Source organism: Archangium sp., assembly GCF_036388035.1.
Taxonomy (GTDB): Bacteria; Myxococcota; Myxococcia; order Myxococcales; family Myxococcaceae; genus Archangium.
In genome coordinates this window covers 1-18019 of sequence record NZ_DASVSO010000577.1, presented here as the reverse complement: position 1 = coordinate 18019, position 18019 = coordinate 1, and the positions used below count along the sequence as shown (strand labels likewise).

Genomic DNA, 18019 nt, shown 5'->3' with positions numbered 1-18019 from the left:
ATCCCTGAACCCCTCCCGCGACGACAGTCCTTCGCCCCCCATGACAGCCTCGCCTCTCCCAAAGCCTTCTACCGATGAGCTGGCCGAAAGCCTTTTCCAGGCGCCGTATCAGCCCCTGCTGCGTGCCATCCTCGACAACTCCTCCGAGGGATTGGGCGTCGCCGACGCGATGGGCCGCCTCATCTACATGAACGAGCAGGCCCAAAGGCTGCTCGGCGCCGGAGTCACGGACGCCAGTCCCACGGCGTGGAGCGAGCGGTACGGCATCTTCTATTCGGACGGGCGGACGATGTGTCCCGCCGAGAAGCTCCCGCTGTACCGCGCCGTCCTGGGCGAGGAGCCGCCCGCGGGGGACTTCTTCGTCCGCAATGCCGCCATTCCGGAGGGCCGGCACTTCCACGCGAGCGCCAGGCCCGTGCGCGACGGCCAGGGAAACCTCCTGGGGGCCGTCGTCAACCTGCGTGACATCCACGAGCAGCGTCAGGCCGAGGCCGAGCGGCACCGCACCGAGCAGGGCTTCCAGCGCATCGTGGAGGCCGCCCAGGAAGGCCTCTGGATGATCGACGCCGAGAAGCGCACCACCTATGTCAACCAGTACGCGGCCACCCTGCTGGGCTACACGACCGGGGAGATCATCGGCAGGCCCCTGTTGGAGTTCATCTCCCAGGACGAACACGCCCGCTCCGACCTGGCGCTCCAGGTGCAGCGCGACCAGGGCAAGAGCTCCTTCGTGGGTGACTTCCGGCTCAAGCGCAAGGACGGGACGTCCGTCTGGACGATGATCTCCTCGTGTCCCCTCCTGGATGATGACGGCCACTACCTCGGGGCGCTGGCCATCGTCATCGACATCACCCAACGCCGCCAGGCCGAGGAGCAGGTGCGCCAGCTCAACGCGGAGTTGGAGCGCCGCATCGCCGAGCGCACCGCCCAGCTCGAGTTCTCCAACCGCGAGCTGGAGGCCTTCGCCTACTCGGTGGCCCATGACCTGCGCGCCCCGCTGCGCAGCATCTCCAACTTCACCCTGGCGCTGGCCGAGGACTGCACGGACAAGCTGGACGCCATGGGCCTGGACTACCTCCAGCGCATCCGCGCCTCCTCGCAGCGGATGTCCGAGCTCATCGACGGCATCCTCGCGCTCTCGCGCGTCAACCGCACCGAGTTCGTGGAGACGGACGTCAACCTGTCCGCCCTGGCGCGCTCCGTCTCCGAGCAGCTCCAGCGCTGGCAGCCCGAGCGCGCCGTGCGCTTCACCCTCCAGGACGGACTGGTGGACCGCGGGGACTCCCAGCTGCTGCGCCTGGTGTTCGAGAACCTGCTGGGCAATGCCTGGAAGTTCACCCGCGAGCGGCCGATGGCGGAGCTCGAGTTCGGCACGCTCCCGGCGGAGAGCGGGGTCGGGCGCGTCTACTTCGTCCGGGACAACGGGGCCGGCTTCGACATGGCGTACCAGCAGAAGCTCTTCGGCGTCTTCCAGCGCCTGCACACGCAGCAGGAGTTCGAGGGCAACGGCGTGGGGCTCGCCACCGTGCAGCGCATCCTGCGGCGCCACGGGGGCCGCATCTGGGGCGAGGGCCGGGTCGACCGGGGCGCCACCTTCTACTTCACCCTCCACGAGCCCGCCGGCACTCCGCCCGCTCCCGGCTCGCCCCCCCGCACTTGAGGAGACACGGTCATGCATGACTCCAGCCAACGCGTCATCCTGCTCGTTGACGGGAGGCGCCTTCAGGATGTCCGGCGTGCGCTGAAGCGTGGGGCGCTCACTTCCAGGAAAAATCACACACCACGTCGAGCGCTCCCGTGGAGCGGGCGCTGACGTGGAGGTCCTGGGCTTGCCCCGCCTCGAGCATCTGCTGCACCAGCCCCTCATGGAACGGGGGGGGCACGAAGCTGCACTCCGCGGTGAGCCGCCCCCGGGTCGGCTCCAGCCATTCCACCTTGCCCCCTCCATGGCTCATCGCCACGCGGAAGGCGGTGGGCATGCTGCTGAGCAACAGCCGGGGGCGTCCCTGCGCCAGCAGCATCATCGCCTTGCCGGTCACGGACTCCAGGAAGTCGAGGGAGGACTGCTGCCCCAACTGCCGCAGCGCGGCCTCCGCGCCGCCATGCCGCTCGGTGAGCGTGGGCAGCGCGGTGAAGAGGATGGAGAACAGCAGCTGGACGGAGTAGCTGAAGAAGTCCACGAAGTGCTCCTGGCCACAGGCCTCCAGGCAGCGCCGCTCCAGCGTCTCGTCCCCCGAGGAGATCCGGACTCTCTTCAACATGCCCTTGAAGAAGAAGCCGCGCATGATGTGCTCCGGCTTCGCGAGGGCCTGGCGCCGCTCCAGGTCCTGAAGCCAGAACTCCAGGGACTGCTCGTCACTCCCCATGCCTTCTCCCGTCGGTCCCGACTGACGAGGAGGACCCCCACCCGGCCGAGTGCGCGCAACAGCATATCGCCGAGTCGTCCCGGCGTGGCTACTGGAGGAACGGGGCGAGCAGCGCGTTGAGTTCCCCCGGTTTGAAAGGCTTGAGGAGCCAGGGGTTGGGCACCCGCGCCAGGAAGTCGCGGGCACTCTGCGTGAAGGCGCCACCGGTCATGAAGATGACGCGCCGGGCCAGCTCGGGGGCGACGCGCGAGAGCTCCTCGTGGAATTGCATCCCGGTCATCTCCGCCATCATCAGGTCGCACAGGATGACGTCGTGGCTGGCGCCGTTCCGCAGCCGGGCCAGCGCTTCACGCGCCTCCAGGAGGGCCTCGACGTCGTGGTCCATCCCCAGCAGGAGCTTGAGCGTCTGGGCGAACATGGGCTCATCGTCCACGATGAGGATCCGGCCCCGCCGAGGCGCCTCGAGTGGCGTGGGGAGGGGCTGAGGGGTCTTCGCGGTTTGCACCGGCGCCCCGGGGAGGCGGACGCGGAACACGCTGCCCCGTCCCGGTTCGCTCTCCACCGTGAGCTCACCCCCGAGCGCCGTCACCAGCCCGTGGGTGATGGACAGACCGAGCCCCGTGCCTTGGCCCACCGGCTTCGTGGTGAAGAACGGGTCGAAGATGCGGCCGAGCAGCTCCGCGGGGATGCCCTGCCCCGTGTCGTGGATCTCCACCACCACGCTCCCCGCTTCGGCCCGGACCCGGAGGCGGATTTCATGGCGGTCCGCGTGGCCCTCGGGAATCGCCTGGGCCGCGTTCACCAGCAGGTTGAGGAACACCTGACCCAGCCGGGAGCTGTCGGCGAGGACGTCCGGGACCTTCCGGTAGTCGCGCACGAGTCGGGCGCGGTGGCGGAGCTCCCCCATCGCCATCTTCACGGACAGGTCGAGCACCTCCAACACGTCGAGGGGGCCCATGGGGCGCGCCTCGGGATGGGAGAAGGTGCCGAGGTCCCGTACGATGGTGCTCACGCGCTCGGCGCCCACCCGGGCTTCTCCCAGCGTCGTGCGGAGTGACTCCAGGGGCTCGGACGCGGGCCATTGCCGCAGCTGGCGCTCGGCGAGCTCGAGCTGACCCAGCAGGAAGGCGAGCGGGTTGTTGATCTCATGGGCCACGCCCGCCGCGAGCGTGCCCACGGTGGCCATCCGCTCGGTGAGGCTCAGCCGGTACTGCATCTGCCGCAGCTCGGTGACGTCGTGGAGGGCCGTGCGGCACAGGTGCTCGTCTGGCTGCCCCCCCAGGACGGGAGCGCCGTGGAGCCGCGCCACGAGCCGCTGCTCCTTCACCCGCAGCGCGAGCTCCGTGATCATCGGCTCGCCCGCGAAGCACTGGCGCACGTGCTGGAGGAAGCGGGGCACGTCCCGCGGCTCCACGAAGGGGAGGAAGGGCTGGCCGAGCAGGTGGGGGCGGTCCCGCTTCAGCAGCGCGGCCCCCGTGAGGTTGAGCTCGCGGATGCAGCCCCGGGCATCCAGGCTCATGCACGCCACGGGTGCGAAGTCGTAGAGGTCCACGTAGCGGGCGCGCGACTCCTCCAGCTCCTGCTGGGCCTCCCGGAGCTGACGGTTCTGCAGCTCGAGCTCGAGCTGGTGGCGTTGCAGCTCCCGAAGCAGGCGTTTCAGCTCGTCCGGTGCGACAGGCGTGGACTCGATGGATTCCAGCGCCCGCGCCAGCTCGGTACGGGAAAGGCTCGCATAGTCAGGCATGTGGCTCCCCACGCTCAACATGGACGCGTGGTCAGGACATCCTATCCTCCATTCGAAGCGCGAAGCCTATGCCCCCGCCGTGACGTCCGTCATGGAGAGCAGAATGCGTTGGGTGCGCGACTCCTGGCTGGAGAGCCTGCGGGCATTGAGCCGCATGCGTCGGCGGCCGATGGTGTCGAAGTCGTGCTCCACCACGTAATCCCGCAACCGGGTGTTCTCCGGGAGGATCTCCTCCAGCAGGTGCCGCAACCCGGGGATGTCCCACTGGCCGTTGCCGAGCTGGTAGACGGGCAGGCCCACGGTTCGTGACTCCGTCACCTGGAAGGACTCGTAGAAGGCGCGGTTGGCGGTGAGCACGCGCAGGTGGCTGTCCAGGACGAGGAAGGGCTCGTGCATCGTCTCGATGATGGCCTCCGCGTACTCGCGGGCCTGGTGGGTGTCCTCGAGGCTGTGCTTGAGCCGGTCGATGTCCAGCAGCGTCATCACCGCGCCGTCGAGCTTGTTGTCCAGCGTCTTGTAGGGGCGCAGCCGCAAGGAGAACCAGTGCCCGTCGCGGGTATGCACCTCGCGCTCGAAGGGGGTGAGCTGGTCGGTGACCTCCGAGACGACCCGCTCCAGGTCGGGCAGGTCGATGCGCAGCCGCAGCTCGCGCAGGGGGCGGCCCACGTCCGAGGCGGTGAGTCCCAGCACGCTCTCCGCCATGGGGGTGAAGCGGCGGATGCGCAGGTCATTGCCCAGCATGACGGTGGCGATCTGCGTGCTGCCGAGCAGGTTGTTCAGGTCGCTGTTGAGCTGGCTCAGCTCCAGGTTGCGGTTCTGCAGCTCCTCGTTGAGGGTGATGAGCTCCTCGTTGGTGGACTGGAGCTCCTCCTTGGCCGTCTCCAGCTCCTCGTTGGTGGATTGGAGCTCCTCGTTGCTCGACTGGGTCTCCTCGGTGGCGGCGCGCAGCTCCTCGGAAGAGGCCTCCTGCTCCTGCAGCAGCGTCTGCAGGTGCTGGCGGGCCGTCAGCAGCTCCTCGCGCAGCCGCTCCACCTCCTGGCGGGTGGTGGCGCGCGGGGCCTGGGCGGCCCGGGCCTTGCCCTTCGGGGCCGCGGCCGGGGCGGGAGGCTCCGTCGCCTCCTCGAAGAGGACGAGGTAGTAGTGCTCCTTGGCGCCCGAGGCGGCCCGCAGCGGGTTCACCTCGAGGTGGATCCGCCGCTCGCCCTCCTTCCCGGAGACCCGCACCCGCTCCTTGCGGACCCGGCGGGTGCTCTGCCGCACCTGGCGGATGGCCGAGCGCAGCTCCAGCGCCAGGCCCTCGCGCGCCATCTTCAACAGGTTGAGGCTCGCGGCTCCAGGCAGCGGCTCGAGGTAGGGGCCGGTATGCCCGCGGAAGTGGAGGATCTCCATCGCGTCGTTGATGATGACGCCCGGGGGGCCGTACCGGGCGAGGACGAGCCGGTCCGCCTCGTGCTGCGGATCCTCCTCCAGGAGGCCTGCCTTGGGCCGCTGGCGCGACTCCCCGTGTCGCTCCGCCGTGGGCTCCCGGTAGGTGAAGGCGAGGCGGGGCCGGTAGGAGGTGGGCTTCTTGCGGTAGAGCTTGTGCCGCCGGTCCACCAGCGAGAAGAGCTCCGCCGAGGCGCCCACCGTCTCGGACGTGCCGAGCAGCAGGTGGCCGCCGGGGTTGAGGGCGTAGTGGAAGGTGGGCAGGACCTTCTTCTGCAGCACCGAGTCCAGGTAGATGAGGACGTTGCGGCAACTGATGAGGTCCGTCCGGGAGAAGGGTGGATCGCTCACCACGTTCTGCCGCGCGAAGATGCACAGGTCGCGCAGGGACTTGTGGATTTGATAGCCGCCGTTGGCGCGCACGAAGAAGCGGCGCAGGCGCTCGGGGGAGACGTCGGCGGTGATGGACGCGGGGTAGAGGCCGGAGCGGGCCTGGGCGAGGGCCTGCTCGCTCAGGTCGGTACCGAAGGCCTGGATGGAGGTGGTGGCGGCGTCCTCGCCGAGGTACTCCAGCAGGCAGATGAGGAGCGAGTAGGCCTCCTCGCCGGTGGCGCAGCCCGGCACCCACAGCCGGAAGGGCTGTCCGGAGGGCCGGTCGCGGAAGAGCTCGGGGAAGGCGTGCCGCTGGAGGGACTCGAAGGCCTCCGGGTCCCGGAAGAAGCTCGTCACGTGGATGAGCATGTCCTGCCCGAGCGCCTCGCGCTCCGCGGGGTGCTCCTCCAGGTAGCGGATGTAGTCGGCGAGCCGCTCCGAGCCGCTCAGGCGCATGCGCTGGCCGAGGCGCCGCTGGAGGGTGCTCGGCTTGTAGTGGGTGAAGTCCACGCCGGTGGTGGCGCGCAGCAGGTGGAAGACGTGGGCGAGCTCCTGCTCCGGGCCGCCGGTGGAGGAGGGCGGGGCGGGGGGCGCGACGGAGGTGCTGGAGGCGAGCCGGGCCAGGGCCGCCGCGATGCCCTCGGGCGGCAGGACCTGGTCCACGGCGCCCGCGTCGATGGCGCTCCGGGGCATGCCGTCGAAGCGCGCCGAGGCCGGCTCCTGGGCGAAGGTGGTGCCTCCGGCGCTCCGGATGGCCCGCAGGCCGCGGGTGCCGTCCGTGCCCGTCCCGGAGAGGATGATGCCGAGGGCCCGGCCCGGCGCCGACTCCGCCAGGGAGCCCAGCAGGTCGTCGATGAGGTGAAGTCTGCCGGGGGCTCGCCGGCGCTTGTCGAGGTGCAGCGTGCCCCGTTGGAGCGTCAGGCGGATGCCGGGCGGGCTGACGTAGACGTGGTCGGGCGCGAGCGCCAGCCCTTCCCGGGCCTCGAGCACGGGCATGCTCGTCCGCGAGCCCAGGAGGGCGGGCAGGAGGCTCTCGTGGTCGGGCGACAGGTGCTGCACGATGATGAAGGCCATGCCCAGGTGGGGAGGCAGGGCTTCGAGCAGGAGCTGGAGCGCGGGCAGTCCTCCAGCGGAGGCGCCAATCCCCACCACGGGGAAGCGCTCCGGGTGGGGGAGGCGCTCCGTCACGCCCTCACCGGACGCGCTCCGGCTCTTCCTGGCTGGCTGTTTCTTCCTCACGGGCCCCTCGTCGCGGCACCTGCTGCGCCCCCTTTACCACCGGGACTCCCAGGAGGGCTGCCACCCGCGCTTCGTGCCGGGCCAGGGGCGCGGCGCTATGTTTCCCGGCATGAGAACCCCACGCTTCGTCCGTCTCATGTTGGGAATCGGGTTGCTGGCGGGAGGAGGGGCTGTTGGCGCCCCGACCGAGCCGGCCATCGCCGTGCGCCTGCCCCAGGCGGCCTACAACGTGCGCCTGAGCGACGGAAACATCGTCGCCAACCACCTCCAGCTCAGCTGGACCCCCACGAACGTGCGGGGGCGGGCCTTCGGCTCAGTGGCGATGCTCTCGTTGAAGCAGGACCAGGTGTCCGGGCACATCGGCGGCGTCCCGGTGAACCTGAAGGCCCGCACGGAGGGCGGAGCGCTCCTCGGCGAGGGAGGCTTCCTCCGCGGCCCCGCGAAGGTGCGGCTCAGCCCGAAGGAGCTCTACGTCTACCTCAACGGGTGCACCTACCGGCTGCAGCCCGTGGGGGGCCGCTACGAGGGCCCGCGCAGCTGCGACAGCCTCCTGGCGGGTCCCGTCACGGTCGGACTGCCCGAGGACTTCCAGAAGCTCACCCCCGCCGAGCAGGTGCTGCTCGTGCTGCTCGCCCTCGGCTGACGGGCGAGGGAAGGTGTGCGTTGAGGGGGGATGGTGTAGGATGAGGGGGTGGACTCGCGCTCGGACCCGGAACAATGAGAGCATGGCTGCCCTCCTCCCGAGCATGATCGCCCCGCGTCCGGCATGAACACGTCGTCCTCGCCCGCTCGACTGCGCCCGTTCCGGCCGGTTCCCTTCGGCCGTTACACGCTGCTGTCCCAGCTCGCCACCGGCGGCATGGGGGAGATCTTCCTGGCGCGGCTGGAGGGCGTGCAGGGCTTCGAGAAGCTGTGCGTCATCAAGAAGATCCTCCCGCAGCTGGCGGCGGACCCGGAGTTCGTCGAGCGCTTCGTGGGCGAGGCGCGCACGCTGGTGAAGCTGTCGCACGGCTCCATCGCGCAGGTGCTGGACATGGGGCTCAACGAGGGCGAGGCCTACATGGCCCTCGAGCACGTGGACGGCAAGGACCTGCGCAAGGTGGCGGCGCGCGCGCGCGACAGGCAGATGTCGCTGCCCCTCACCTTCGTGCTCTTCGTGATGGGCCGGGTGCTGGACGCGCTCGCCTACGCGCACCGCAAGAAGGGCGATGACGAGGGGGAGCTGAACCTCGTCCACCGGGACATCTCGCCGCAGAACATCCTCATCTCCTACGAGGGGGAGGTGAAGGTCATCGACTTCGGCCTGGCCAAGAGCCGGCTGAGCGCGGCCAAGACGAACCCGAGCATCATCCTCGGCAAGTTCCTCTACATGTCGCCGGAGCAGGCGCGGCACCAGCCGGTGGACAGGCGCAGCGACCTGTACGCGGTGGGCCTGTGCCTCTACGAGCTCCTCGCCGGGAGGAACCCCTTCGACCTGCTGCCTCCCGGCGAGCTGATGTCCACCGTGGGCCATCCGAGCATCCCCCCGCTGGGCGAGGTGGTGCCGTCGCTGCCGCCCACGGTGGCGCAGCTGGTGATGAGGGCCCTGGCGGTGGAGCCCTCGCAGCGCTTCCAGTCGGCGGAGGAGCTGCGGGGCAAGCTGAACGGCTGCCTGCTGGAGCTGGACCCGTCCTCGGGCCCGGAGAGCGTCAGCCGGTACATGCACGAGCTCTTCGCCTCGGACTACCAGTCCGAGCGGCGGCTGCTCGCGAGCCTCAAGGAAGTGGGGCGTCCGCCCGAGCCGGAGCCCGTGGTGATCGGCATGCCGGAGGGAGCGCCCCCGAGGCCCATTCCGACCCTGCCGCCCAAGACGATCCGCCTGGATGGCGCCGTCGAGCCGCTCTCCTTCCGGCCCACGCCGCGCACGCGCGAGGGCGGTCCGGTGGGGGACGACAACGAGACGCGCCGGGCCGCGGTGGACGAGCCCACGCGACCCGCCGTCACCGTGGAGTCCGTCGAGGAGTCCGCGCGCGGTCGTCCCTCGCCGATGATGGGCCCGCCCACGGTGGAGTTCTCTGGCCTCGAGGAGCCTCCCGCGGCCTCCGCGCCCCGGAGTCCCGCGCCGCCCCCCGCCTCATCGCAGGGCGGTGTTGTCGCGCCGCGTGTGCCGACGTCGCCGCGGCCCATTCCCGCGCCCACCGCTCCTCCGCTGGTGACCCCGGAGCTGAGCTCCGATGTCCGGCGGGCCCTGGCGGCGCAGGCGGGCGCGCAGCCCGGCTCCACCTCGCCGACGCGCGAGGTGCCGGTGTCCTCCGCGACGCTCCGGGCCGCCGCCCCACGTGCCACGCCGACGGCTTCCCCGCCGCTGTCGATCGGCCTCACGCCGACACGCGAGCTGCCGGTGTCCTCCGGGCCTGGAGGGACGCAGGCGCCTCCCATGATGGACATCTCCCAGGTGCCCATCGAGGACACTCCCGCCTGGTCGGAGGCACTCGCCGCGGACGAGGACCTGTCCGCCATCGAGTCGTCGCGGGACAATGGGCTAGCGCCCCCGGTGCCAGCCGGAGTGGAGGCCGCCGCCTGGGAGCTCCCGGAGGCGCGGCCCGAGGAGCCGCTGCCCGCCTGGGACGTGTCGGCCCCGGAGGAGGTTTCCGGTGAGTACGACGTCGTGCCCGGCGTCGCGCTCGAGGAACCGGACGAGGTGGCGGTGGACGTGCGCCTGGAGGACACGCACCCGCGCATCCAATTGCCGCTTCCATCTCATGACGACACGCAGCCGCGCGTGTCCCTGTCGGACGTGTACCGCCAGGGCAACCCGCAGCGCGGAGTGCTCGACGAGTCGCCCGCGCGCCCGGAGGAGCAGGAGGAGGTGTCGCAGAGCGGCAGGTCGCGGCCCGGCGGCCGTGTGGTGCGCCGCCGCGTGACGTCGACGGGCATGCCCGCCGTCCCCGCGCGCTCGACGACTTCCTCGAAGCTGGCGGCGGTCGCCCCTCGGGGGAGTGAGGCGGAGGTCAGTGCTCCGAACGAGGAGGACGCCCTCCCGCCCTCACCCCGTGAGGTGACCCAGCGCACGCCCATGCCCACGCGGCCGGGGCGGCCGGGGCTGTGGCTCGCCCTGGGCATCGGGCTGTTGCTGTTGGGCGCTGGCGTGGGGGCCATGGCCTTCTTCGTGCAGCAGAATCCGGAACCGGTGGTGAAGCCTCCGCCCGCGCGGCCCCTGGCCCCTCCGGCGACCAGGGCGGCCCAGCCTCCGGAGCCGAAGCCCTCCACGCCTCCCGCTACCGCTCCGGCTCCAGCTCCCACGGAGCCCGCCGCCCTGGAGGCCGCGGCCCCGACGGATTCCCCGCCCTCGGCGGACGCCGCACCGATGGCTCCCGTGGACCCGGCGACGGCCGGAGCGACAGCTTCTCCGGAGGCGCAAGCCGCTCAACTGGATGCGGGGATGATCGCCGAGGCTCAGCCCGAGGCGCTCGCGGTGGCCCCCGCTGCTCCCGAGGCGGCCGCGGAGACGGCTCCGGAGACGAACACGGACCCGGCCCCGGACACGGCCCCCGCCGTGGTCGACCCGGTCGTGGATTCGGCCCTGATCGCTCCGCTCACGCCCCCGCCGGAGGCGTCGCCGTCCACCAGCACCAAGCGCACGTCGCAACTGCGCAAGCGCACCTCTTCTCGCTACCAGTCGACCCTGCAGAAGGAGTGGGCGCGCACGAAGAGTGCCTTCCTGGCGCTCAACAAGGTCGTCGCGTGCGAGAACCTGGATCTGCTCTGCACCCGCTACGAGGACCTCAAGGCCGACATGGCGGGCATGGGGGCTACCGAGGACGGCCAGTTGCTCAACAACGTGAAGGCGCTGCGCCGGGACATCCTGAAGAAGAAGGTGGGCGGCCAGTAGCCCGAGCCCCTCCGGACGCGCCGTGGACACGCTCCTCGACATCCAGGGTTTGAGCGCCGGCTATGGGCCCGTGCCCGTGCTGCACGGGGTGGACTGCACCGTGCGGACCGGAGAGCTGTGGGCGGTGCTCGGGCCCAACGGCACGGGCAAGAGCACGCTGCTGCGCGGGGTGCTGGGAGGCCTTCCGTGGACGCGCGGCGGCATCCAGCTGCTGGGACGGGAGCGGCGGGAGTGGGAGGCGCGGGCGCTCGCCCAGCAGGTGGCGTGGGTGCCGCAGACCTTCGAGGCGGCCGAGGGCTTCAGCGGGTTGGAGCTGGTGCTGATGGGGCGCAGCCCGCACCTGGGCCTGTGGGGCCTCACCTCGGCGAGCGACGAGGCGCTGGCGCGGGAGGTGTTGGCGGAGCTGGGGGTGGCGTACCTGGCGGAGCGCTCCTGCGAGGCGATGTCCGGCGGAGAGCGCCGCATGCTGCTCTTGGCGCGGGGGCTGGCGCAGCAGCCGAAGCTGTTGCTGTTGGACGAGCCCACGGCCTTCCTGGACGTGGCCCACCAGGTGGGGGCGCTCGAGCGGGTGCGCATGCGGGTGGACGCGGGCCTGGGCGCGGTGGCGGTGCTCCACGACGTCAACCTCGCGGCGGCCTTCGCCACCCATGTGCTGCTGCTGCGCGACGGGCGCGTGCTGGCGAGCGGTCCCGCGACGGACGTGCTGCGGCGCGAGCGGCTCGAGGCCCTCTATGGGGTGCCCATGGAGATGGCGAGCGCGCCCTCGGGAGCGCGCCTGTTCGCCCCGCGCGCGGGCCCAGGTCGCGTCAGTAGGACTTGAGCTGCTCCCGGGCCATCGTCCTGGCCGAGTCCACGCCTCCGCCCACGCCCAGCGGCGCCGATTGCCGCTCCTTGGGCACTGCCTGTGGCCGGCTGAGGGTGTAGACCCCCGCGTTGTCCCGGTTCGAGTTCTCCCGGTTGGAGTCCGCGGGGTGGTCCTGCCAGTGGTCGGGCATGGCGAGCTGGTCACTGGACTGACTCTGGCCGGAGCCACCCATGCCACTCTCCGCCTCCGAGGCGGAGGGGCTCTTGTACTTCTGCTGGATGGGTGTGTAGGGCGCGCCCACCTGCTTGGCCCCCTCCTCCTGCCGGGAGACGCAACCCGTGGCGAGCGCCGCGCCCATCCCCAGAACGATCGTCCATCCCAAAGCGCGCTTCATCGTCTCTCTCCTGACGAAAATCCGTACCCTGCTGTCCATGGAAGTTAGGGATGGAGCGGAGAGCGACCACGGCGGGGGAGAGCGCTCGCCCGCCCGGCCGTCCCCGCTGACCGGGCGCAGTGTCCGCTGGCCGAAGGCCCCTGCCAGAAGGGGGGCCACCGGCGTGCGCGGGCATGCGAGGGTGACGCCTTTGACCTCGAGGCGCGTGTCGCGGAGATGGACTCCTCTTCCGAAGTGAGCGGGACACCGGGCCGACGCGGGGTGGACTGGCATCGGTGGTTGCTGATGCTGCTGGCGGCCACCAACCGCATCCGGTTGCCGGGCCCCTCGGTGCTGCCGGTGGCGGGCGCGGTGGTGGGCCTCTATGCCGGCCTCGCCGCGGGCCTCTTCGCCAACCTCATCGCGCTCGTCAGTGGCCTGGCCTTCGGCTTCCCGCGCCTGGTGGACGCGCTGCGGCCACGGTCCGACACCCGGCTGGAGCTGACCCAGGCCTTCGCCGAGGCGAGCTGGCACCCCGAGTACCTCATCGTCGGCGTCCCGCTGGGGCTGGGCGGGCTGGTGCTCTCGCGCATCATCCTGCCCGGGGGTCCGAGAGATGAGGTGAAGCGCCGGCTGGAGGTGTTGGGCCTGCTGGTGCTCGGGGGGCTGTCGCTCTACTACCCGTTGGTGGCGCTGGCGGCGGTGAACTCGGTGCTGGGGCACATGGAGAACATGGGGCGCGCGCTCCAGCATCTGCCCTTCTGGCTGGTTCCCCTGCTGCCCGCGCTGGGGGGCGCGCTGGTGGGCCATGTGCTGCGCAACCGCCCCGAGACGCATGGCCACGGCGTGCCCGAGGTGGTGAAGGCCGTGGAGCGCGAGGGGCTGCTGCCCGCGCGGGACGGGGTGTTGAAGCTGGTGGCGAGCGCCATCACCATCGGCACGGGCGGCTCGGCCGGGCGCGAGGGTCCCATCGTCTGCGGAGGCGCGGCGTTCGGCTCGGCGGTGGGGCGCACGCTGGGCTTCTCCCGGCGCGAGCTGTCCATCCTCCTGGCGAGCGGCGCGGGCGCGGGCATCGCCGCCTCCTTCAACGCCCCCATCGCCGGGGCCATCTTCGCGATGGAGATCATCCTGCGCGAGCTCCAGCTGCGCGTCTTCTCCCCCATCATCCTCGCCTGCGTCACGGCCACCATGGTGGGCCGGGGCGTCATGGGCAGCGCCTCGATGATCCGCCGCGTGGCCTACACCATGGTGAGCGGCTGGGAGATCGTCTTCTACGCGGTGCTGGGGCTGGTGACGGGGCTGCTGGCGTACGCCTTCATCCGGGCCATGCACGACGTCGAGGACTTCTTCCATGGGAAGAAGCCGGGGCGGCTGAGCGCCTTCCTGGGACGGCAGCCCATGCCGCTGCGGGCGGCGCTGGGAGGCCTGCTGGTGGGGTGCCTGGCGCTGGTGCACCCGGTGGTGTGGGGCACGGGGCACGAGTACATCAACGACGCGGCGGCGCGGGCGCTGCCGCTGACGCTGCTGGCCTCGGGCTTCCTCCTCAAGCTGGTGGCCACGTCGCTCACCCTGGGCTCGGGGGGCTCGGGCGGGACGTTCTTCCCCACGACGGTGATGGGGGCGCTGGCGGGAGGTGCCTTCGGCGAGCTGCTGCACGCGGCCATGCCGGGCATCACCGCGCCGAGCGGCGCCTACGCCATGGTGGGCATGGGCGGGGCGGTGGCGGCGCTGACGCGCGGGCCGCTCACGGGGCTGATGATGGTGTACGAGCTGAGCGGCAACTACGCCATCATCCTGCCGCTGATGGTGACGTGCACCCTCTCCTCGGCGCTGTGCCACGCGCTGGTGGAGCGCAGGGCGGGAGGGGAGGTGTACGCGCTGCGGCGCTCGCCGGTGCGGGCGCTGGTGGTGTGGGTGGAGCCGGTGGGCCCGGGGCTGCCAGCCTCGGTGCTGCGCGAGCGGCTGCTCACCGCGCCGGTGTCGGCGCTGCCGGTGCTCGGGGCGGACGGGCAGCTGCTGGGGGTGGTGACGGCGAGCACGCTGGGCGAGCGCTGGCGGCGCGCGGGAGGTGAGGCCACGGTGGCGGCGCTGGCGGACCTGGCGCGCCCGGTGTCGCCGGATACGTCACTGGCGGATGCGCTGGCGATCATGGACGCGCAGGCCGTGGACGCACTTCCCATCCAAGGAGAGGGGCAGGTGGGGGTGGTGACGCGCACGGGGCTCGAGCGCTTCCTGGAGGGCGCGCGGCGCAAGACGGCGAGGACCGAGCCGGCCTTCACCGCGACGGAGATTCCGCGTTGAGGGGGGAGAGGGTACCCTTCGGTTCTCAGCTCTAAAGTAGAGAGGATGCATGGGCTGGCGCCTCGCGGTCATCGTGATGTTGCTTCTCGCGCTTGGGACGGGGTGCCCGCACACGTGGGGTCGAGGAGGCACCATCGACCGCGCCCTGGAGAAGGACATCCAAGAGCGGCTGCGGCAGCAGCGGTGCCATATCGGTCCGGAGCAATGGTTCGAGCTCTGTGCTGAGCCCGAGGATTGGGACGTGTCGGAGTGCCCACCGGCCTGCCAGTTCGAGTACCCATGAAGTGGCGTACGCGACTGGCCGTTCTGCTGGGCCTTCTCCTGCCGGTACCGTTGGTCTGGCTGCTGTACACGGCGAAGGACGGCGGAGTGCCGCGGGGCTCTTCAAGTCCGAGGACGGCCCCCATGCTCTCGAACGAGGAGCGCCGGAGCTTGATGACCTACGAGCGCAATTGCCGGAAGGGAGAGGACTGTGAGCCTCCGCTCGGGTGCTTCATCAATCCGCGAGCGATGGCGAGATACTGCACCGACAGCAGATGCATGACGGATCGGCACTGCCCGGAAGGCTTCGTCTGCCGCTCGATGGAGACAGAGGACGAGGGCGTCTGGGTTCGTGCCTGTGCGCTCGTGGGTGTGCGGGAGGAGGGCGAGACGTGCAAGCAGATGCCCGCCACTCGCGAGTCGGGATGTGCGAGCGGACTTCTCTGCCAGGGGTGGTGCGGTCGCCCGTGCCAGCTGGGTGAGCCCGCGAGCTGTCCAGAGGGCTTTTTCTGCCGCGAGGGGTCCGATGGACCCTCCTGTCTTCCCTCGTGCGAGGGTCGGCCGTGTCCCGAGGCGCAGCAGTGTGTCAGGTTCGACGGGGGTGTCTCCAGGTGCGCGGAAATCCACGGGCGGAATTGCCAGCAGACTCCCTGCGCCGGAGGGCAACGATGCTTCGTCCATGCCCCTTCGATACGTCAGGGAGAGGTCTGGATGGGGTGCGTCGAGCCGTGTGGTGGGGACGGGCCTTCCTGCGCCGAGGGATTCATCTGCCACATGCGGTATTGCCGCAAGTCGTGTGAGCCAGATGTCCCAGGTATGTGCGCGCCCCACTACAAGTGCGAACGCTATTCCGACTCCGAGCCCTGGACGTGCAAGCCGGACTATTGAGCTTCCGCGCCAGACACGCGCGGCTTCGAGCTATCCCGGCGGCCACTCCATGGGGCGTCCACCGAGCACGTGCAGGTGGATGTGGAACACCGTCTGCCCGGCATCGCGGTGGGTGTTCATCACCAGCCGGTAGCCGCTGTCGGCGATGCCGCGCTGGCGGGCCAGCGTCGCGGCGGTGAGGTAGAGGTGGCCCACGACCTCGCGCTCGTTCGCGGTGAGGTCGTTCACCGTGGGGATGTGCTGGAGCGGGATGACGAGCAGGTGCGTGGGCGCCTGGGGATGGATGTCCTCGAGGGCCATGCACAGCTCGTCGCGCAGGACGACCTTGGCGGGAATCCGGCCATCGCGAATCTTGCAGAAGATGCACTCGGACATAGGCGGCCCGGATTAGCAGCGCCGTGCGGGAGTGCAAAGGCTCTCCCGGGGCAAACGTTGGCTCACGGGAGCCGCGAGGACCAGGCGGGATCCGGAGCGCAGCGGGTGTTCGGCAGTCGGACGAGGGCGAACGGTCCCTCGGAGGCCACCCGCTCGCCGTTGCCCACGGCCCCGGACAGGGTGAGGACATGGCTGTAGCGACCGGACTCGCGCGCCGGCCCGTTGTGGGCGTAGAGCGGCACGTCCCGGTGGAAGTAGCTGTAGCCCCCCGTCCAGGCCAGGTGCACCGCCTCCACCTTCAACCCGCACACGTCCGGCAGGCGCCCGGCGGTGATGAGCAGGCGGTTGATGGCGCCCGAGTCATCCCAGGCGCTCGCCTGGGGCTTCACGTCCTCGTACTGGCCCAGGTCCCCGAAGGTGAGCAGCCCCGCGCGCATGCCGGAGAAGCCCGCCACGGCCACCACCGCCAGCGGCAGGGCGAGCCGGACGGGCGAGGGCGGCAGGTGGCGCAGCACCGCGTCCAACCCCACGCCGGCGAGCGCGGCGAACAGCGGCAGCACGGGCACGAGGAAGCGCAGCTCCTTGTGCGGCTGCAGGGCGTGGAGGACGAAGAAGGCGAAGGCCACGCCGAGCAGGCCCGGGGCGCGCCGCGCCGCGAGCAGCGAGAGCCCCAGGGCCACCCCGGTGACGGCGCCCATGGAGCGCAAGAGGACGCGGCCGTAGTAGCTGAAGGGCGCGGTGCCCCAGGCGGCGGCCTTGCCCTGCACGAGGTTGAAGTCCAGGTAGACGAGGGCCGAGTGGAACCAGCGGCCCCAGGTGAGCCTGTCGAGCAGCCCGAAGAGGAAGGCCCACGCGGCGAGCACGGCCAGCGCCTCGCGTGCGGCGCGCCAGTCGCGCCGTGCCACCAGCACCGCGAGCAGGCCCACGCAGAAGACGCCATTCTGCAGGCGCAGCAGCACGGCGAGCCCCAGCAGCGAGGCCCCGGCCACCCCCGCGCGGCGCGAGGCCCCCGGCGCGAGCGCGAGCGCCAGCCCCAGCACCACCGCCGGCGCGGAGGCGTTCTCGCTCATGGCCCGGGGGGCGAAGTAGAGCGGCACCGAGGCGAGCGCGAAGAGCGAGGCCCCCGCGGCCGAGGCCAGCGCCGAGGCACCGTGGGCCCGTGCCAGCCGGTAGCTGCCCCAGGCGGTGGCGGCGCCCAGCAGCCCGAAGGCGCCGCGCGTCACCCCCAGGTACCCGCGGGGCCCCTCCAGGCCCACCAGGGCGGACAGCTTGAGCAGCACCGCCACCAGGGCCGGCAGGGCCCAGTTGCGCGCCCCCTCGATGAACTCCCAGGCCTGCATCCCGTACCCGAAGACGAGCCGGTGGGCGGGCTCCAGGCTCTGGAAGACCTCGTCCGGCCAGTAGATGCCGTCATCCGTGAGGGCCGTCCACACCCGGAGTGCGGCTCCCACCCCCAGGGCCAGCACGAGGACGGTCCGGGCGAGGAGCCGCTCGGCGGGGGCTTCGGGGGGGGGAGTGGGGGCGGACATGAGGGTTCACCACGCAAAAAGTCCGGCGGGTGATATTCCACACCTGCCGATGAACTCAATCCGGGTTTCCCAGCTCCTCGAGGACCGCGAGTACGACCTCCGGCTTACCCTGGTGGCGGGCGAGCGCGGGCTGCAACGCCGCATCAACTCCTCGCGCATCCAGAAGCCGGGACTGGCACTCACGGGCTTCACCGAGCACCTCCACCCGCACCGGGTCCAGGTGTTCGGCAACACGGAGATCTCCTACCTGCTCACGCTCCCCGTGGACAGGCAGCGCGAGGTGCTGGAGTCGCTCTTCCAGGAGGAGCTGGCCTGCGTGGTGGTGACCAAGGACCTGGAGGTACCCGCGTCGCTGATGGAGGCCTGCCAGACCGCCCAGCTCGCGCTGATGAAGACCCCGCTGATGTCCTCGATCTTCATCCAACAGGTTCAGAGCTTCCTCGAGGAGGCGCTCACCGCATCGGCCAGTC

The 18019-nt window shown here is 71.1% G+C and carries 12 protein-coding genes and 1 pseudogene; 7 read left to right on the top strand and 6 right to left on the bottom strand.

Features of this window, described 5'->3' with window-relative positions:
* Nucleotides 1-40: 40 nt before the first annotated feature.
* Entirely contained in the window at nt 41-1660 is a 1620-nt protein-coding gene (locus tag VF697_RS23405; protein ID WP_331098568.1) for a PAS domain S-box protein, read from the top strand.
* A 97-nt stretch (nt 1661-1757) separates the two neighbouring features.
* On the opposite strand, the gene VF697_RS23400 is transcribed toward VF697_RS23405, so the two are convergent.
* The 3 genes from VF697_RS23400 to VF697_RS23390 all read right to left on the bottom strand — a co-directional run bounded on the left by VF697_RS23400 (nt 1758) and on the right by VF697_RS23390 (nt 7146).
* Nucleotides 1758-2366, bottom strand: coding sequence for a TIGR02265 family protein (locus VF697_RS23400; RefSeq protein WP_331098566.1), 609 nt, complete (start codon nt 2364-2366; stop codon nt 1758-1760).
* 88 nt (nt 2367-2454) lie between these two features.
* Entirely contained in the window at nt 2455-4110 is a 1656-nt protein-coding gene (locus VF697_RS23395; protein ID WP_331098564.1) for an ATP-binding protein, read from the bottom strand.
* Between the two features lie 66 nt (nt 4111-4176).
* Nucleotides 4177-7146 (bottom strand): chemotaxis protein CheB, encoded by a 2970-nt coding sequence (locus VF697_RS23390; protein WP_331098562.1) that lies wholly within the window; start codon nt 7144-7146, stop codon nt 4177-4179.
* A 109-nt stretch (nt 7147-7255) separates the two neighbouring features.
* Between VF697_RS23390 and VF697_RS23385 the strand changes: the two genes are divergently transcribed.
* From VF697_RS23385 to VF697_RS23375, 3 genes are all read left to right on the top strand, one after another.
* The gene (locus VF697_RS23385) at nt 7256-7789 is read left to right on the top strand and encodes a hypothetical protein (protein WP_331098560.1); all 534 of its coding nucleotides are present in this window, start codon (nt 7256-7258) and stop codon (nt 7787-7789) included.
* A gap of 123 nt (nt 7790-7912) precedes the next feature.
* Entirely contained in the window at nt 7913-11017 is a 3105-nt protein-coding gene (locus VF697_RS23380; RefSeq protein WP_331098558.1) for a serine/threonine-protein kinase, read from the top strand.
* Nucleotides 11018-11039: 22 nt separating this feature from the next.
* Entirely contained in the window at nt 11040-11837 is a 798-nt protein-coding gene (locus VF697_RS23375) for an ABC transporter ATP-binding protein (RefSeq protein ID WP_331098556.1), read from the top strand.
* Here the strand turns inward: VF697_RS23375 and VF697_RS23370 are convergent.
* Nucleotides 11824-12216: a hypothetical protein gene (locus tag VF697_RS23370; protein ID WP_331098554.1), complete on the bottom strand. Its 393-nt coding sequence runs from the start codon at nt 12214-12216 to the stop codon at nt 11824-11826. The two genes, VF697_RS23375 and VF697_RS23370, sit on opposite strands and share 14 nt — an antisense overlap.
* Nucleotides 12217-12432: 216 nt before the next feature.
* Between VF697_RS23370 and VF697_RS23365 the strand changes: the two genes are divergently transcribed.
* Both VF697_RS23365 and VF697_RS23360 read left to right on the top strand, forming a co-directional pair.
* Nucleotides 12433-14496: a chloride channel protein gene (locus VF697_RS23365; RefSeq protein WP_331098552.1), complete on the top strand. Its 2064-nt coding sequence runs from the start codon at nt 12433-12435 to the stop codon at nt 14494-14496.
* 49 nt (nt 14497-14545) lie between these two features.
* A complete protein-coding gene (locus tag VF697_RS23360; protein WP_331098550.1) occupies nt 14546-14779 on the top strand; it encodes a hypothetical protein in 234 nt (77 codons plus the stop codon).
* Between the two features lie 896 nt (nt 14780-15675).
* Here VF697_RS23360 and VF697_RS23355 read toward each other — a convergent pair.
* Both VF697_RS23355 and VF697_RS23350 read right to left on the bottom strand, forming a co-directional pair.
* A complete protein-coding gene (locus VF697_RS23355; protein WP_331098548.1) occupies nt 15676-16020 on the bottom strand; it encodes a histidine triad nucleotide-binding protein in 345 nt (114 codons plus the stop codon).
* Nucleotides 16021-16082: 62 nt separating this feature from the next.
* Nucleotides 16083-17549 (bottom strand): hypothetical protein, encoded by a 1467-nt coding sequence (locus VF697_RS23350; protein WP_331098546.1) that lies wholly within the window; start codon nt 17547-17549, stop codon nt 16083-16085.
* 49 nt (nt 17550-17598) lie between these two features.
* Between VF697_RS23350 and VF697_RS23345 the strand changes: the two are divergent.
* Nucleotides 17599-18019 (top strand): annotated as a pseudogene (locus VF697_RS23345) (HPr kinase/phosphorylase); the annotation flags it as partial.

Bases quoted from the DNA above. Each gene is read 5' to 3' on its own strand.
- VF697_RS23395 (WP_331098564.1), bottom strand. From the start codon at position 4,110: ATGCCTGACTATGCGAGCCTTTCCCGTACCGAGCTGGCGCGGGCGCTG.
- VF697_RS23385 (WP_331098560.1), top strand. From the start codon at position 7,256: ATGAGAACCCCACGCTTCGTCCGTCTCATGTTGGGAATCGGGTTGCTG.
- VF697_RS23355 (WP_331098548.1), bottom strand. From the start codon at position 16,020: ATGTCCGAGTGCATCTTCTGCAAGATTCGCGATGGCCGGATTCCCGCC.
- VF697_RS23350 (WP_331098546.1), bottom strand. From the start codon at position 17,549: ATGTCCGCCCCCACTCCCCCCCCCGAAGCCCCCGCCGAGCGGCTCCTC.
- VF697_RS23370 (WP_331098554.1), bottom strand. From the start codon at position 12,216: ATGAAGCGCGCTTTGGGATGGACGATCGTTCTGGGGATGGGCGCGGCG.
- VF697_RS23360 (WP_331098550.1), top strand. From the start codon at position 14,546: ATGGGCTGGCGCCTCGCGGTCATCGTGATGTTGCTTCTCGCGCTTGGG.
- VF697_RS23380 (WP_331098558.1), top strand. From the start codon at position 7,913: ATGAACACGTCGTCCTCGCCCGCTCGACTGCGCCCGTTCCGGCCGGTT.
- VF697_RS23405 (WP_331098568.1), top strand. From the start codon at position 41: ATGACAGCCTCGCCTCTCCCAAAGCCTTCTACCGATGAGCTGGCCGAA.
- VF697_RS23365 (WP_331098552.1), top strand. From the start codon at position 12,433: ATGGACTCCTCTTCCGAAGTGAGCGGGACACCGGGCCGACGCGGGGTG.
- VF697_RS23400 (WP_331098566.1), bottom strand. From the start codon at position 2,366: ATGGGGAGTGACGAGCAGTCCCTGGAGTTCTGGCTTCAGGACCTGGAG.